At 43.7% G+C, this 17,068-nt stretch carries 13 protein-coding genes; 9 read left to right on the top strand and 4 right to left on the bottom strand.

What is annotated here, in order from left to right; genetic code table 11:
* Positions 1-92 precede the first annotated feature (92 nt).
* A complete protein-coding gene (locus tag ACFWMP_RS18630) occupies positions 93-1,691 on the top strand; it encodes an ABC transporter substrate-binding protein (RefSeq protein WP_379424444.1) in 1,599 nt (532 codons plus the stop codon).
* Between the two features lie 82 nt (positions 1,692-1,773).
* On the opposite strand, the gene ACFWMP_RS18625 is transcribed toward ACFWMP_RS18630, so the two are convergent.
* The 3 genes from ACFWMP_RS18625 to ACFWMP_RS18615 are packed head-to-tail and all read right to left on the bottom strand — an operon-like array spanning position 1,774 to position 6,136.
* Positions 1,774-3,051: an ABC transporter substrate-binding protein gene (locus tag ACFWMP_RS18625; RefSeq protein ID WP_339242888.1), complete on the bottom strand. Its 1,278-nt coding sequence runs from the start codon at positions 3,049-3,051 to the stop codon at positions 1,774-1,776.
* 23 nt (positions 3,052-3,074) lie between these two features.
* The gene (locus tag ACFWMP_RS18620; RefSeq protein WP_379424443.1) at positions 3,075-4,319 is read right to left on the bottom strand and encodes a response regulator; all 1,245 of its coding nucleotides are present in this window, start codon (positions 4,317-4,319) and stop codon (positions 3,075-3,077) included.
* An 11-nt stretch (positions 4,320-4,330) separates the two neighbouring features.
* Positions 4,331-6,136: a sensor histidine kinase gene (locus ACFWMP_RS18615; protein ID WP_379424442.1), complete on the bottom strand. Its 1,806-nt coding sequence runs from the start codon at positions 6,134-6,136 to the stop codon at positions 4,331-4,333.
* A 315-nt stretch (positions 6,137-6,451) separates the two neighbouring features.
* Between ACFWMP_RS18615 and ACFWMP_RS18610 the strand changes: the two genes are divergently transcribed.
* The 8 genes from ACFWMP_RS18610 (at position 6,452) to ACFWMP_RS18575 (ending at position 15,828) form a co-directional block, all read left to right on the top strand.
* Positions 6,452-8,704 carry a stalk domain-containing protein gene (locus tag ACFWMP_RS18610; RefSeq protein WP_379424441.1) on the top strand — a complete coding sequence of 751 codons (2,253 nt, stop codon included), beginning with the start codon at positions 6,452-6,454 and terminating at the stop codon, positions 8,702-8,704.
* A gap of 228 nt (positions 8,705-8,932) precedes the next feature.
* A complete protein-coding gene (locus ACFWMP_RS18605) occupies positions 8,933-9,394 on the top strand; it encodes a Fur family transcriptional regulator (protein WP_042190503.1) in 462 nt (153 codons plus the stop codon).
* Between the two features lie 2 nt (positions 9,395-9,396).
* Complete coding sequence (gene yidD, locus ACFWMP_RS18600) at positions 9,397-9,660, top strand: membrane protein insertion efficiency factor YidD (RefSeq protein ID WP_042190501.1); 264 nt, start codon at positions 9,397-9,399, stop codon at positions 9,658-9,660.
* A gap of 350 nt (positions 9,661-10,010) precedes the next feature.
* Positions 10,011-12,023: a methionine--tRNA ligase gene (gene metG, locus ACFWMP_RS18595; protein WP_339242880.1), complete on the top strand. Its 2,013-nt coding sequence runs from the start codon at positions 10,011-10,013 to the stop codon at positions 12,021-12,023.
* Positions 12,024-12,233: 210 nt separating this feature from the next.
* Positions 12,234-13,232, top strand: coding sequence for a metal ABC transporter solute-binding protein, Zn/Mn family (locus ACFWMP_RS18590; RefSeq protein WP_076284469.1), 999 nt, complete (start codon positions 12,234-12,236; stop codon positions 13,230-13,232).
* Positions 13,233-13,266: 34 nt separating this feature from the next.
* A complete protein-coding gene (locus ACFWMP_RS18585) occupies positions 13,267-14,016 on the top strand; it encodes a metal ABC transporter ATP-binding protein (protein ID WP_042190495.1) in 750 nt (249 codons plus the stop codon).
* Positions 14,017-14,247: 231 nt separating this feature from the next.
* Positions 14,248-15,051 (top strand): metal ABC transporter permease, encoded by an 804-nt coding sequence (locus ACFWMP_RS18580; RefSeq protein WP_042194307.1) that lies wholly within the window; start codon positions 14,248-14,250, stop codon positions 15,049-15,051.
* A 63-nt stretch (positions 15,052-15,114) separates the two neighbouring features.
* Positions 15,115-15,828 (top strand): cytochrome c biogenesis CcdA family protein, encoded by a 714-nt coding sequence (locus tag ACFWMP_RS18575; RefSeq protein WP_379424440.1) that lies wholly within the window; start codon positions 15,115-15,117, stop codon positions 15,826-15,828.
* On the opposite strand, the gene splB is transcribed toward ACFWMP_RS18575, so the two are convergent.
* Positions 15,825-16,901, bottom strand: coding sequence for a spore photoproduct lyase (splB, locus tag ACFWMP_RS18570; RefSeq protein WP_379424439.1), 1,077 nt, complete (start codon positions 16,899-16,901; stop codon positions 15,825-15,827). The two genes, ACFWMP_RS18575 and splB, sit on opposite strands and share 4 nt — an antisense overlap.
* Between the last annotated feature and the right edge of the window lie 167 nt (positions 16,902-17,068).

Genomic DNA, 17,068 nt, shown 5'->3' with positions numbered 1-17,068 from the left:
GAGGATTGGAATGGCTTAATTCGGCGTTCCATGCAAGTGTGTGAACGTCCGATTCAGCATATATAAATATTTTGAGGGAGGTTATGGTGTACATGAAGGCTATTCGAACAAGCATACTTTTAACGCTGATGCTTATCGTAGTACTCAGTCTTAGCTTAGCTGGATGCGGAGGGAATAACGGGAATAATGAAGGAGCCTCACCAGCGCCAAGTGAAAATGCAACCGCTACCAATGCTGTGGCAACAGATGAGCCCGCTGCAGATCCTACAGCTGAACCGGAGAAGAAATTAGATCCTTATACTGTTAAGTTAATCTATGTCGGTGCCGTTCAAAAGGATGAGCAGGTTGTAGAAGACGCTATCAATAAGCTTCTGGAACCTAAAATTAACGCCAAATTGGATATCGCACCGATCGACTGGGGTCCATGGGACAATGATGTTAATCTGAAGATTGCCAGTCAGGAGAAATTCGATATTATTTTTACAGCCCAATGGAAAAATTATGTAACGAATTCAGCTAAAGGTGCTTACCTCCCACTTAATGATGATAACGGCAAGTACGGTAATCTATTGAACGAATATGGCCAAGGGATTCTTAAAAATCTCGACCCGCAATTCTTAAAAGGTTCTGCGATCAATGGTGTGAATTATGCCGTTCCTACGAATAAGGAGCTAGCAGCACAAGGCGGGATCGTTTATCGTTCCGATATTGCTGATGAACTGGGTATTGATATGACGAATGTAAAGACCATTCAAGATTTGGATGCCGTGCTCAAAGTCGTAAAGGAGAAGAGACCAGACCTAACCCCACTGTACTTCAAACAAGGAGAGACCTTTAACTCTCAGTACATGGCGCAGTACGATACGCTTGGTGATGCTTCAATTCCGGGCGTTCTGCTTAAGGATTCATCGGACACTAAAATTCAATCCATGATTGAACTGGATCGTTATAAAGAAATCATTAAACTTACTCGTGAATATATGAAGAAAGGTTATATTAACAAAGATGCGGCCGTGGCTACAAATTCTACGCAAGATGCAATGAAGGCCGGTAATGTCTTTATGACAGTACAATCACTTAAACCTGGTAAAGATAGTGAATTGGCTAATGCTACAGGTTTGGTCGGAAAACTGAAACAAATTGCTTTTAACGAACCGACGATTTCTACTAGTGATGCAGCAGGATCAATGTTAGCAATCTCTGCTTCCTCGGGTGATCCAGCTCGTGCCATGATGGTATTAGATCTTTTGCACACGGATAAAGAAATCAATAATCTGCTCGTATTTGGTGTAAAAGGTGTCCATTATGATGTCGTTAGCGGTGATACGATTAAAGCTACTGACAAAACGGGTGACTATAATACCGCTGCTGCCTGGATGCTTGGAAGCCAATTCCTGAATCCTGTATGGGAAAGTGAAGCTCCAGACAAATGGGAGCAATTCAAGGCCTTCAACTCCAAAGGTAAAGCTTCTGTTGCGCTCGGTTTTAACTTCGACGCATCCTCTATGAAGACTGAAATGGCAGCTTGTAAAGCTGTAATGGATGAATACGACATCAGTTTGGATACGGGTTCGGTTGATCCCGATACCGTATTGACTAAGTACGCCGACAAGCTGAAGAAAGCCGGACTTGATAAGATTATTGCGGAGAAACAAAAACAACTAGATGCTTTCTTGGCTGCTCAAAAATAAATACTTTAAATGAAACTAAAAGGCTATCTCTGGCATGATTAATGCGCTGGGGATAGCCTTTATTGTACGCTTGGTGAATAGGTTAGCGGAAAGAAGTATCTATTTTTTGCGCTACCTGAATGGCAAGTGACCAAGCCTGCTCGGGATCTAGCTTACCTTGCTCGGCTTTGGTTAAATACTCGAGCATATTTGTTTCTACATCGGCGTGGTGCGGACCGTAGTAGGTGGGAACTACTTCTTGTGCTGCTGTAGAGAGGACACGTCCAACCTCAGAATTAGGAAAATAGGGATCAGACAGGTTATGGATCTCGGGATCGTCATAAATTTCGGGCGTGGAGGGAAATGCCCCTTCTAACTTAAATGAAATTAGCTGTTGTGCGGGCTCGGTTAACCATTTGATAAGCGCGTATGACTCCTCTGGATGACTACCTGTTCTAGGCAAGGTAAGGACAGAACCTCCTCGATTAGCGCTATTTCCTGGGATGGTCGTTACATTCCATAATCCGCTGGCTGTTGGAGCACTACTCTTGATATGATCAATCATCCAAGCCGGACAGAGCATCACTGCAAAGTCGCCGTTTAGCAGACCTGCGCCCCAGCGCTGTGTATCTACAGCAATACCTGCGGATAAATTCAGCTTCAGAGCTTGAATTGCAAAGTCCCAAGCCCCTTTTACTGCTGGATTATTTCCTATGATCAGCTCTTGGGAAGTGGGGCTGTAATATTGAAGCTTGGACTGACGCAGAAGGGTTAGATAAAGATTCTCTAAGTCATTGACAAAGGCTTTGCCTGTTGCCTCATGGACTCTAGTGCCGGCCTTGAGGAATTGCTCCCAAGTTTGGATTCGCTTTGCTACTTCTTCAGGTTTGGTAGGGAGTCCAGATAACGCGAAGATGTCAGTCCGATACAACATAGCATAGGGACCAATATCAGTCGGTAATCCGAAGATAAAATCATTACCGAGCACCTCCTGCCATTTCCAACTCAGAAATTGATTCTTTAGATCATTCGCTCCAAATGTTGTTAGATTATGAAAATAATCGGGGAACTGCTTGAAACGATCCAAATAGCTAATATCAATGGCCGCCACATCAGGGGAGCTATATCCTGCTGCGAATGAAGTTTGCAGCTTGGCGGGAAGCTGCGTGGAGGTTGAGGTCTGAATATGGATTTCTAGCTCGGGATGCTGCAATTGATACTCTGCTATAAGCGGCTCAAGACCTGATCCAGCCGTAAGCCAGATGTTCAGCTGGATCGGGTCTTGAAGGTCGATATCTTCCTTAGAAGGAGAGATCTGGCAACCGCTTGTATGAAGCAGCAATCCAAAGCTTAACAGGATAGTCAACAACTTAGCATTCACATGCAAGAGAACACACCTCGTCTTTATTTGTTGTGCTTCTGAAATTCCTGAGGAGTCATACCCATGTATTTCTTGAATATGAGGCTGAAGTACGCAGGATCTTTAAAGCCAACTAATTCGCTAACTTCGTAAACTTTGAGCGTAACATTATTTAGCAGTTCTATCGCTTTTTGAATACGAAGCTTGGTAAGAAAACTGGAGAAGCATTCTCCTACATCGTCTTTGAACAGACGGCCCAGATAGGTTGGATTCATGTATAATTCATCTGCAATCATTTTGAGAGAGAGGTTCTCTTGGAGTCGCGAATTCATAGCCTCAATCATCATAGAGATTACCCTGCGTGTAGCCTTCACCTGTAGTTGTTCCGTAAGCTGAGGAGAAGCTGAGCACATGGATACATCACTATAATAGATAACGGGTCGGGTACTATCCTTTTTGAGCTGTTGGCATGCCTGCAGGCTCTCATGATAAGCTGTTGCGAGGGCTCCAAGATCATAGTGAGGGTTGGAGACACCCGCGCTGAAAGGCGATTTCAAGAGGCTAGACAGCTTAATCATCATTTCCTGAGTTAGCGCCTCATCGATTCTTTCGGATTGTTCATCGGGATAAAACAACATGATTATCGCTTCTTGCTCCTCTTGAATGCCGACAACATTAGCGTAAAGCGAAAAACACTCTTCTAATATATTGATTACGGCCGCATACATCGCTTGTTCAGACCAGTACTGTGGCATAACATCACCTAGGTGATTTACAGTAATGATGACAAAAGAATGAAAGGGAGGTATGAGCTGTTCTTCAAAGTAGGGTAATGGAATGCCATAAAGTAGATCAGAAAGGCGTTTCTCCCGAAGATTCTTTTCTCGCAGCTGCGAGACTTGCCTGTGTTGCTTCTTCAATTCCAGACGTTCATACACACTTGTTACGACTTCGAGGATATTTTCAACTGAATTTGGCTTGACCAGATATTCTCGTACACCGTACCTTATGGCTTGGCTGGCATAGGAGAAATCCTGATAACCAGTGAGCAGTATCGTCTCGGTGTCAGGGTAACATTCATGGATATGCTTAGAAAGCTCGAGTCCATCCATGCCAGGCATACGTATGTCTGATAATACAAGGTCAATTGTCTGCTCTTTTAACAGTTGTATCGCTTCTAATCCGTTCTCTACTGAACCAATGATGCTAAAATTATGGTTCGCACTTCCCAGCATTTCTGACAGGGATCGTCGGACAAAACTTTCGTCGTCAACAATTAACACTTTCATCACTTCGCCCCCTACCCTTGTTCGAACTGTAATGGAACAGTGACTTTTACGAGTAAGCCTCCGAGCTCGCTGGTTGATAAATGAAGGCCAAATCCATGTCCATAGATTAGTTCTATACGATGATTCAGATTGGAGAGACCGATACCCGTGTGGAGCAGCTTCTCCGGATTAACCTCGCCGCTGATTAAGGCCTCTTCCATTCTTGCCTCGCTCATGCCTTCTCCGTTATCTTCTACTGTTAGCACAAGTGAGTTGCCTTCACTATAGGCCCGAATACGTATAAGCCATACTTCGCGTAGTGTAGGTTCAAGTCCATGCGTGATAGCATTCTCTACAAGGGGCTGAAGGGTTAGCTTCATAAGCTGCCTATTCATGACCTCAGGATTCACGTGCAGATCAACCTGTAGTTTGTCCTCGTAGCGTAGTTTTTGCAGGTAAATGAACCTTTCTAGTTGTTGTAAATCCTCATCAACCGTAACAAATTCCGATCCACGATCAATGCTGTATCGAAGCAAATCGCTTAGTGCAATAACCATCTGTGACTCTTCTCGCATATGTTTATTAGCCAGTGACCAATAGATGGTGTTCAATGTATTGTAGAGAAAATGAGGGCGAAACTGTGCTTTAAGAGCTACGATCTGAGCTTGTTTTTCACTGATTTGTTTGCTTGAGAGGTCAGCAATCGTATGGTCTAGGTTTTGAAGCATGGAGTTATAGCTTGAGTATAGGATAGCCATTTCTTTATTCATGGTTGTTTTTACAAACGGTAGCGTGGTTCCGCGTTCAACGTTGCTTAGCTTGGTTGCGAGATTACGAAGCGGCTTAGACAGTGTCCACGAGAAAAAGAAGGTAAATAATAACGCTGCGGCCATCCCGAGCAGGCCAATTAAAATAATATTTCTGCGAATGCCATTTAAATCTTTAACAGCTTCTTTAGAATCAATGTAAGCAAAAATGCTCCACTCGCTGTAGGGGGAATAAGCGTAGGATACGAACATATTGCGGGAGTTTATGGTATTTGGGATGATTCGTGCTTTATGATTACTGAATTGACTTAGAATTCTATCATCCATATACAGACCTATCTCATCTGGATCGGTGGAATAAACAATGGTGTTGAAGGAATCAACAATTTGAATTTTCTCATTCTTACCAAGATGAAATTGGCTGACAGCGTTATGGATAACCTCCACAGGAAGGACGAGAAATAGGGTTCCTAGCCGATTTAAATCATTCCAATCATTAATTTGCCTAGCTCCCATGACCACTGGGATCGTGCCGTTCTGCCATACATCTACACCAAACCAGAGCATACGGCCGTTATTCTGGGCTATAGCTGGAAACCAATAGGCGCCGCGGATTTCTCTCTCGCTGTCCCAGATTACTTTTAAGGAGCTGCTATTGGTATATACCTGATTATCTGAAAGTCCGAGCAGCTTGAACTGGATGTCATAATTGATGGAACGTGTCTGTTGATCGATGTAGCGGGTGATATCCATAGCGTCAGTAGGAGGTGTGCGGGATTCTGCTAAGTCTCCTAGTGTTTCTTGAATCAAGGGACTGAACATGATCGTAGAAGAGAGTTTGTCGTTATCTTGAAGGATAGCGTCCATTTTACCTTGAAGTTGTTTGACGGACTCCAGAATATATTGGTTCGACCGGTTAAGAACGGCTTGGGATGACGATCGGTAGGACAAAAAAATCGTAAAGGCTACGATAGTGAAAATGATCAGTGAGAAACCCATGATTAATTGAACGAGGATGGAGATTTTCTTGGACATGTCATCACCCGCATGAAAAGATATTCTTCCATACATTGTAACAAAAGCAAATGAAAGCGAATATACCTTGCCGTAAAATACACATATTTATATGGATAATCTCATATTTTTCGGGTAGCGGATGAAAGGTTGTTTTTGCTTGTTTTAATACTGGGTTAATCTTTCTTTACTTTAAAATGAAACTTTTTGCGGTCGGATGCGTCTAATACTATGTTTTGTTATAACGAACGTGGCAAAAAGCAATTCTTCCGCTCCGCTGAGAGCGGTTGCGTTTTTGCGGGGAATATAAGAGGAGTATGAAAAAGACAGAGACCTACTTATATTTACAAATAGGAGCAGAGGAGTCATATCATGGATTTGAAGAAATTAACGTTAGTTGCTGTTTTGGCCATATCTCAGGCCGCCTCGGCAGTGCCGGCTTTTGCTGAATCTGTCAATAGTACCTCAGGTAATACCAATGCAGTAGGAGCAGCTGCCACATCCGCGACGGATGTAATGCCAGAAGCTACTGACCCATTACCGCCAATGCCAACTGAGGTACCAGGGGGAGTCGTATCACCTACACCAACTCCAACTCCAATCCCTGGGGCAACAGCTGAACCGACGACAACAACTGAACCGACAACAACATCCGAACCTACAGCAACAACTGCACCAACTGCTACACCACTCCCAAGTGCAACACCTGAAACCACTACACAACCTACACCAACGGATGGTGTTCGTGCTGCAGCTAGTAATCAGCTTGTACTTATGATGAACAGCAACAAAATGTACCAAAACGGCGTTGAGTATTTGGCTAATCAGCCAATGGCCGTGAAGAATGGCGTCTCATACGTTTCGATCCGAGCTATGGTAGAACGCGTAGGTGTGAAATACATTTACGATTATAAAACGAAAGAGACCATTGTTACCAAAGGAAGCGACGTAATGCGCTTTAAAACGGACAGTAAGATCTATTCCGTTAATGGTAAAAATGTGACGATGAAAGGTCCAGCTTACCAAACTAATGGTACATTCATGGTTCCTTTGACGTCCATCACCGGGGCATTAGGCATTCCTTATACCGTTGATAATGTGCAAAAACGAGTAATTCTTACGCTGAACACGAAGCCAAAAGCTTCTTTTACAGTGCCAACTGAAATTTATGCTGGTGATCCTGTGAATTTTGTAACTTCCAGCTCTTCACCGAATGGTACGGCCATTGTCGATGAACGCTGGGAAGGAAATAAGCAAGATGTCTATGATACACCAGGATTTTATGTAGTATCCTATTCCGTTATGGATGCGAATGGACAGTGGAGTGATCCTTACTCTGTGACCATCAACGTACTAAAACCAAATACACCGCCAGTCGCTAATTTCACGACAGACAAAGATTCTTACAAGATGGGTGAAATGATCACTTATTCGGATCTAAGCAGCGACCCAGACGGTGATCCAATTGAAGTGACTTGGACGAACAAAGCAGAAGCTTTCTTTACACCAGGTCCAGCAACAGTCGCTATTCAAGTTAAAGATTCACATGGCGCAATCAGCACTTTTGAGAAAACCATTAATATTTCAGATGAAATCTTGTACAGTAAAGAAGATTTCTATAGATTATTCGGTGCTCCTGGTAGCGTATTTAACATCGACGGATCGATGGTTCCAACTTGGCAGAAGGTAGCCTATAATCTTTCTTCTGAGCCATATAACCTTATTCGCAGTAATAGTCCAGAAACAGTGAATACGGAAGGAATCACATATAAAGAAACATCATTCGGCGGAACTCGCTTCTTGGTCCACCATAAGAATAATATGAATATTAAAACGAAGGTGTATGTGATTGCTAAGAATAACAATCTGTACCCTACGACAATTACAACAGAGTATGTAGGCTTTGGCGGTCCAAGTTCATTTCCAGAAGGCACTGGTAAAATGTCTGTGGAACGTTACTGGAAGTCTATGATTACTAGGGAACATTATAAGACAACGGTCCTTCAACCAGGAGAAAGCGTCTCGATTCTTACGGATCTAAACAAAATTGCAATGAAACCAGGCGAGATTGTATCCCTCCAAGCGGATTTGTTTAGCGATTATCCTATTGAATATAATGTCATGATGATCGAAGCGAATAAAGATCCTCTAACTACACTTCCTACACTTCCAATATTGGATCGTGATGGGGTGCATAACCGAGGAACTTATGCTGATTCTACACGCATCATCACGGTTACCGACGAAGTAGGAACAACTCCTGCGAGACTTCTTCTCGGTGACAATTCGAGTGATTTGAATTTGACCGGTGTAGACCCAATGAATGGTACTGAAGCATCCAATGCAGGTAACTTTGGTGTGTTATACAAAATCAAATTCGACCGTGTTGCACCTAATTCATTGATTACGTTTAATCCACGTGGCGGTAATTACATGGGACCAGTTATGGTTAATGGTCAAATCGTACAAATGCCGAATTCAGGAAGTCTCTCTAGTGCTGATATGAACAGTGTGATTTATCGTACTGGCGATTATGGCGGCTCCGTGGAGATTTTGTTCACAGCAGCTTCTGGTAGTAACTTGCCGGTGAATTTCCTGGTTACACCGCTGCCAGCGAAGAAATAACAAAATAGGTCCATCCTTTAAGTTATTTGGGATTCACCTGAAATAAAAGTCCGGCTGAATATTCCGCAAAGGAATACTCAGCTGGACTTTTTGTATTTAAATGTATGATTTTACTCTGATGGACGCTCATACACTTGGTTGTTTCATTGACGGGGCATTTATTTTGGGGCATTATTAAGAGAGTGAAGCATAAATGAAATGAACTGAAATGTAATGGGAGATGAGCGTATGCTGTCGACAGAACAAATATTAGAGGTCATGTCGGGGCAAGGTCTGCGAATCACCGACCAACGCAAAACGCTTGCCAAGTTATTCGGCGAGAATAAGGGTTATTTGTCAGCGAAGGATGTCTATGAGCATATGGGCCGCAAGTATAGCGGACTTAGCTTTGATACCGTGTACCGCAATCTGCGTGTAATGGAAGAGCTTGGTGTACTTGAACAAATCGTCTTTGAAGACGGCGTGAAATTCAAGGGAAGCTGCAATCATCAGGATCACCATCATCATATGATCTGCCTTCAATGCGAGAAAACCTACCCGATTAATTTCTGCCCGATGAATTTAACGGATACACCTGATCAATTCCGGGTAGTCAAGCATAAATTTGAGGTGTTCGGTTATTGCAAGGAATGTGAAGAGAACCGGGAAGAAGAACTAGTCGCAGCAGCTAATCGCAAAAAAGGGGTCTAAGGATGGCTACCCTTCGTAGAACGATTCAGGCTCCCATTCGGGTGTACCGCAAGTACATTTCCCCGATTAAGCCTGCCACTTGTCGCTTCTATCCAACCTGCTCTGCCTATGCACTAGAAGCTATTGAAGTCCATGGTCCACTTAAAGGTTCATGGCTTGCTGCCAAGCGGATTGCTAGATGCCATCCCTTCAATCCAGGGGGACTTGATCCGGTTCCGCCTCTTGAGGAACACCCCACGAAGAAGGATTCTGCTCGCGCGACTTGACACGAGCCCTTGCCATTGGGTATATTCACAGGTAATAGTATGAATTCCGAGGAACGGATGAGTAAATCGGTACGCCCATTACAGAGAGCCGGAACGAGCTGAAAGCCGGTATGGAGCGTTTGATTGAATATGGTCCGGGAGGAACTGTGTTCGAGCGGGAACTGCAATTGAGGTTCACGTAAGATAACGGCGTGTTCCAGCGTTAATGGACAGTTCCCGAGAGGGAACTGGCGAAGCCTGATCTCTGTGAAGAGACAGGAAATTTGGGTGGTATCGCGTGAGTTATACTCTCGCCCCATTAAAGGGGCGGGAGTTTTTTGTCTTTTTATGAAAGAAAGGATGATTAATCAATGAGCGAAAAGAAAACTTTTTACTTAACTACACCTATCTACTATCCGAGTGATAAGCTGCATATCGGACATGCTTATTCTACCGTAGCTGGAGATGCAATGGCCCGCTACAAACGTCTACGCGGCTATGATGTAAGGTATCTTACAGGTACAGACGAGCATGGTCAAAAGATTGAACGGAAGGCAGAGGAAGCAGGCAAAACCCCTCAGCAGTTCGTTGATGACATCGTTGTTGGCATTAAGGAATTATGGCGCAAGCTAGACATCTCCAATGATGACTTTATCCGCACAACGGAAGAACGTCATAAGAAGGTAGTTCAGGATATTTTTGATCGACTGCTCAAGCAAGGTGACATCTATAAAGGCGAATATGAAGGCTGGTACAGTATTCCGGATGAAACCTTCTATACAGAAACACAATTGGTCGATATCGTTCGAGATGACAATGGCGTAATCATTGGTGCAAAAAGCCCTGATAGCGGTCATCCGGTTGAACTGGTGAAGGAAGCGAGTTATTTCTTCCGGATGAGTAAATATGCAGATCGATTGCTGCAATTTTATGAGGAGAATCCGGAGTTTATTTTGCCGGAATCCCGTAAAAACGAAATGATTAACAACTTTATCAAGCCTGGTCTGGAGGATCTTGCGGTTTCCCGTACGACTTTCGATTGGGGTGTTAAGGTTAAAGGCGATGAAAAGCATGTAGTGTACGTATGGATCGATGCATTGACAAATTACATTACTGCTTTGGGTTACGGTTCCGAGGATCGCAGTCTGTACGATAATTTCTGGCCTGCTGATGTGCATATTGTCGGCAAAGAAATCGTCCGTTTCCATACGATTTACTGGCCGATCATTCTAATGGCGCTGGGTGAGCCTCTTCCGAAAAAGGTATTTGCTCATGGTTGGCTGCTCATGAAGGATGGCAAAATGTCAAAATCCAAAGGGAACGTTGTAGATCCAGTTACATTAATCGATCGTTACGGCCTGGATGCACTTCGTTATTACCTGCTACGGGAAGTACCGTTTGGTTCGGATGGTACATTCACACCGGAAAGCTTTGTAGATCGGGTTAACTATGATCTTGCTAATGACCTTGGTAACCTGTTGAACCGGACAGGTGCGATGGTAGAGAAGTATTTCGGTGGAGAGCTTCCAGCGTATGAAGGAAATGTAACAGCATTTGATGGTGAGCTTCAAGCTGCGGCAGAGAATACTTATGCCAAAGTAGAAGAAGCGATGGAAAAAATGGAGTTCTCCGTAGCGCTAACAGCGATCGGGATATTTATCAGCCGCACCAATAAATATATTGATGAGACACAGCCTTGGGTGCTTGCTAAGGATGAGAGCAGAACAGCTGAGTTGGCTTCCGTAATGAGACATCTTGTGGAAGGTCTTCGCACCGCTTCCATTCTACTGCAGCCGTTCTTGACGCAAACCCCAGCGAAGATTTGGGAACAGCTTGGCATCGAAGTTGGTGAATTAACGACATGGGACAGCGGCAAGACCTTTGGTCTGATTCCGGCAGGAACAAAGCTGGTGAAAGGCAATCCAATCTTCCCACGCCTGGATGTGGAGCAAGAGGTAGCTTATATCGCCGAAGCCATGGGCGCTGGTAAACCGGCTGCTGAAGCGACCGAAGCAGCACCTGCGGCTCCTGCGTTATCCGAGCCTGAGGAAGAGCATAAAGAAGAGATCGGCATCGACGATTTCGCCAAGGCTGAGCTTCGGGTAGCTCAGGTCATTGCAGCTGAGCCTGTGAAGAAAGCCGACAAGCTGCTGAAGCTGCAGCTGGATCTAGGTTATGAGCAGCGTCAAGTCGTTTCTGGTATCGCAAAGTTTTACACACCGGAAGAGCTGGTAGGCCAAAAAGTGATTTGTATTGTGAACCTGAAGCCAGTGAAACTGCGCGGAGAATTATCCCAAGGGATGATTTTAGCGGCTTCTAAAGGTGATCAGTTAACCATCGCCACAGTTCCAGACAGCATGCCAAATGGAGCTATTGTGAAGTAAGAATCGTTATGTAGAATCTATATATGTATTTGTTATATAAGAAAGGGAATGCTCCTTCAGCCAGCTAGGCTGTGGGAACATTCCTTTTTCAACGTATAAGCAGGGATAAAATTCAGAATCATCTTATTAGGATTTATTGTTGACTTATCGTAATGATTACTATTATACTTCTAATAGTAAAGATTACGATTTGAGAGGGAGATCAATTTAATGGTTGCTATGAAGTCACGAATAAGTCTGCTTATACTTGCATTGGTGCTTGTATTTACACTCACTGCATGTGGACCTAAGAGCAGTGGAAGTATAGTTGAAGGGAAAGTAAATGTTGTAACTACTTTTTATCCTATTTATGAGTTTACTCGGGAAATTGGTGGAGATGATATAAATGCCATTAATCTTCTTCCGGTTGGTGTAGAGCCGCATGATTGGACACCACGCAGTCAGGATATTGTCAATACCTCCAAAGCGCAATTATTCTTGTACAATGGAGCAGGGCTTGAGGGATGGGTTCCTAATTTTCTAAAAGGACTTGATAGCAGCAGTAAAGTGGAAGCTGTTGAAGTAAGTAAAGGTGTTGATTTAATAATGACCGATGAAGATGATGGACATGATCATGGGGGAAGCGGCGAAGAGGATCATCACGAAGATGATGCTGATCATAATAGCCATTCTTCTGAGGACAGCCTTCATACGGACCCACATACCTGGGTAAGTCCGAAATCAGCGATCATCATGGCGCGCAATATAAAAGAAAGCCTTCAATCTGTGGACCCTGAGCATAAAGATGGTTATGAAGAGCGTTACAATAAGCTTGCTGAACGTTTACAGGCTTTGGATAGTAAATTTGAACAGGAGCTTACCAAGCTGCCTAACCACAAAATTGTAGTTTCACACCAAGCTTTTGCCTACCTTGCCCGTGACTATAAGCTTGAGCAGCATGCGATTATGGGATTATCCCCAGACGCTGAGCCGCGTGGACAGGATTTAGTAAACCTGGCGAAGATGGTTAAAGAGGAGAAAATTAAATACATCTTTTTTGAAGAGCTTGTCTCCGATAAACTGGCTAAGACGTTAGCGGCTGAAGCTGGTGTGTCTACTATGGTTCTTAATCCTGTAGAGGGTCTTACTGCGGAGCAAGAAAAGAACGGGGATAACTACTTCACCTTGATGGAGAAAAATTTGCAAAATCTGATTATGGCTTTACAATAAAAAGGAAAGTATAAGGAAAAGGCGGTGCTAAAGCATGCAATCGGTATCCTTGGACTGCCATCAGCATATCATCGATATACAGGATCTTTCTTTTTCATATGGTGAACAGAAGGTGATCTCAAATCTTAACTATAGTGTAAGAGAACGAGACTTCCTTGGTATCATTGGTTCTAATGGCGCTGGTAAAACAACACTGATGAAGATGATCGTCGGTTTGCTTCCGGCAAGCAGTGGTGAAATCAAACTATTTGGAACGCCTGTCCGCAAGTTTAAAGACTGGGAACGGATAGGTTATGTTCCACAAAAGAACGCCTTCAACCCGCTGTTTCCAGCAACGGTGCGTGAAGTAGTGCTATCTGGTTTGTACAACAACAAGAATCTTATTCGAAGAGTATCTAAGGCTCAGCATCGTCAGTGCGAAGATGCACTTGAAGTGATGCGGATACAGGATATTGCGGAGAAAAGAGTAGGCCAGCTGTCGGGCGGCCAGCAGCAGCGTGTATTTCTAGCACGTGCGTTGATCAACCATCCGGATCTGCTGATTTTGGATGAGCCTACAGTCGGTATTGATGCTGAATCACAAGCAGGATTCTTTGAATTAATTACACATATGCACGCCCATCATCATATGACATTCCTAATGGTGTCGCATGATATTGACATGATTAAGAATTACTTAGGGAATGAACCTGTGCAAACGAACGGTAAGATTAACTTTTTCTCCCGTCATTCTCATGATTTGCAGAATTGTACAGAGGAGAACCTGCAGCACACGCTCTCTTAGGTCATAGTTAAACTCTGGTAGTAAAAGGGAACACTCGATTATTGGGGGCGTACATAGAGCATCGGATATGTTCAGTAACCCCACCTCCTACGGCAGTTGCACTTGACGGGTGTCCAGAGGGCAGAGCCCTTGGGGCCCTCCCTTAGGAGGGAGGGTTTGGGAGGAATCGAAAAAAGATTTTAATAAAAGCTTTTAAAAATGTTTCAATTGTTCTACGGAGGAGAGTTAAAGTTGGAAATTCTATTTAGCGATTTTTTTCAGCGAGCGCTTGCGGGCGGTCTTCTGATAGGCATTACAGCGCCGCTTATAGGCGTTTTTCTTGTGCTCAGACGTTTATCTATGATTGGGGATACGCTGGCTCATGTTACGATTGCCGGTGTGGCACTTGGTTTTTTGACAGGATTTTACCCGCTGGGAGCAGGTCTTATTTTTGCAGTGGTGGCTTCCTTCGCGATAGAGAAGCTGCGCAAGGCTTATAAGAGTTATGCAGAGCTCTCGATAGCCATAATAATGTCGGGCGGAGTGGCTTTAGCCTCACTCTTTTTCACTTTAGGAAAAGGTTATAATGCAGATGTTATGAGTTACTTGTTCGGTAGCATTTATACGCTAGACAATACCGATTTAATCGTAGTAGGGATCGTAACGATAGCAGTTGTAGTAGTAGTATCTCTGTTCTTTAAGGAGTTCTTCTTACTTAGCTTTGAAGAGGATGCTGCGAGTGTCAGCGGACTCCCAGTGAAGCTGCTTAACATGTTGATTACCATTCTGACGGCGCTTGTAATCAGTACTGCGATTAAAATTGTTGGATCTTTGCTAGTATCAGCTCTACTGACCATTCCGGTGGCCATCAGCTTATTGTTATCTCGAAGCTTTAAATCCTCAGTCATTCTATCCGTCATCATTTCGGAAATTGCTGTTGTAGGCGGATTAGTGGTTGCAGGAGTTTGGAATCTGGCCCCTGGTGCAACCATTGTGCTTTTACTCATATCACTATTAGTGTTGACTTTGATCGGTAAAAAGGGTTTGCCAGCATAAACAGCGAATAAAATATAGGGTATGCCCTGAAGTGATTCGAATGCTGGAAGGAGAGCCGCTACCTTGTCTAATATCAATGCAGGAATAGCCTTAGCAGCAGGGGTAGCATCATTTATATCACCCTGCTGCTTACCGCTTTATCCCTCTTATTTATCGTATATTACCGGATTATCCGTTCAGCAATTGAAGTCAGGCAGCAATACCAAAGAGGTCCGTATACGCACAATAACCCATACATTGGCATTTATTTTAGGTTTTTCAGCGGTTTTTTACACCTTAGGATTTGGTGCAGGACTATTTGGACAATTTTTTAATGGACAGCGTGATCTGATCCGGCAATTATCGGCGATTTTGATTATTGTGATGGGATTATTTTTGCTTGGGATCTTTCAGCCGCAATTTCTACTTCGCGAACGTAAGCTTGATTTAAAATGGAAGCCGGCGGGTTATGTGGGATCCTTTATTTTTGGTATCGGTTTTTCAGCGGGCTGGTCTCCATGTATTGGACCGATTCTGACTGCGATTATCGCACTTTCCGCCAGTGAGCCTGGCACGTGGTTTACGTTAATTACGGCTTATAGCATAGGGTTCGCATTGCCATTCTTTGTCTTAGCCTTCTTTCTTGGAGGAGCCAGACGTATCCTTAAATATTCAAATGTGCTGATGAAGATTGGTGGCGTTCTCATGGTATTTATGGGTGTTCTGCTCTTTACAGATCAAATGTTTCGGATCACAGTTTGGCTACAGGGAATTACACCAAATTGGCTCATTTTTTAAGTGAAATAATCAATTCCTGCTTCTGGAAAATGTTCGAATATCCGCTCTGTGATAAACTCTCGCAGGGCGGTTTGCTGTTCATCTGGATAGACATATTTATTTTGTCCCCAGCGTCCCCATTTCTTCTTACGCTTCTCCATGTCCATTTCTAGCTTGGATTTGGGGTAGCGCTTCTCTATAACCGTCTTAGCGGTTTTGGTGAATCGATGCTGAATCATTTCGAAGGTTAATCCTTTTCCGACTTCAGGGGGGAGGGTCTGGGCTAACTTGGCCAGTAGCTCAGCATAACCTTCTTGCCAGCCGTCATACCAAATAATTGGAGCAATGATAAAGCCAAGAGGATAACCCGCCCGTGCTACCTTTCCAGCGGCTTCAATACGCTCCTCAAAGCGGGAGGTGGCAGGCTCGAAATTTTTAATTACATAATCTGCGTTCACGCTGAAGCGAACTCGGGTATGTCCGTTATGTTCCAAAGCAAGCAGTGGTTCAACATGTTGGTATTTGGTCACAAAGCGCAGACGGCCAAGGGGTTCTTTTGCCATAAATGTAATCAGTTCTGCCAGAGAGCCGGTAATATGCTCAAGTCCTAAAGGATCTGATGTGCAGGCAGCTTCAAAAGTGGTGATTTCTGGATTGCGCTCCTCAATATATTTTTTGGCAGCATCTATAATGTCATCTGTGTTTACATATACGCGAATGTAGGGCTTTGCTCCTAAGGTAGTCTGCAAATAGCAATAATGGCAGTGCCCCATACAGCCGGTGGCAATGGGAATAGCATAATCAGCCGATGGCTTGGATTGGTCAAATTTCAAAGTTTTGCGTAGGCCGACAACAAGCGTTCTTTTGGCAATTTTATATTGCTCGACCTCAGTTTCACCAGGGAAATTCATAATACGATTATGTGATGTGGTCATACGATATGGGATATTGTTAGCCTTTACCCATTCCATTATTTTTTCACCTTTAGGGTAATTTAAAGCATTCGGTTCGAAGAAAACAAGCTCTGGAAGAAAAAGTGCAGTAGGTTTTCTGGGTCTTTTTACAGTAGAGGGCTCTGGCGTCACTATAGTCATAAATTCACGCTCCTTTTGAATGACGAGTATGTTTATTATGTCTAACTCAGCCCCAATAGAAGCATGGCAAACATGTGCAACTCATCTGTAAGTTCCTTTGAAGGACTTGCCAAGGTGCGTTAGAAACATGTATCATTGTTAGAGCAAGGTTTGGCCCGGCGCCATGC

It is taken from the genome of Paenibacillus sp. NPDC058367, assembly GCF_042723305.1.
Taxonomy (GTDB): Bacteria; Bacillota; Bacilli; order Paenibacillales; family Paenibacillaceae; genus Paenibacillus_AQ.
Note: the sequence above shows the minus strand (reverse complement) of the source record. Positions and strands in the feature narration are given on the sequence as shown.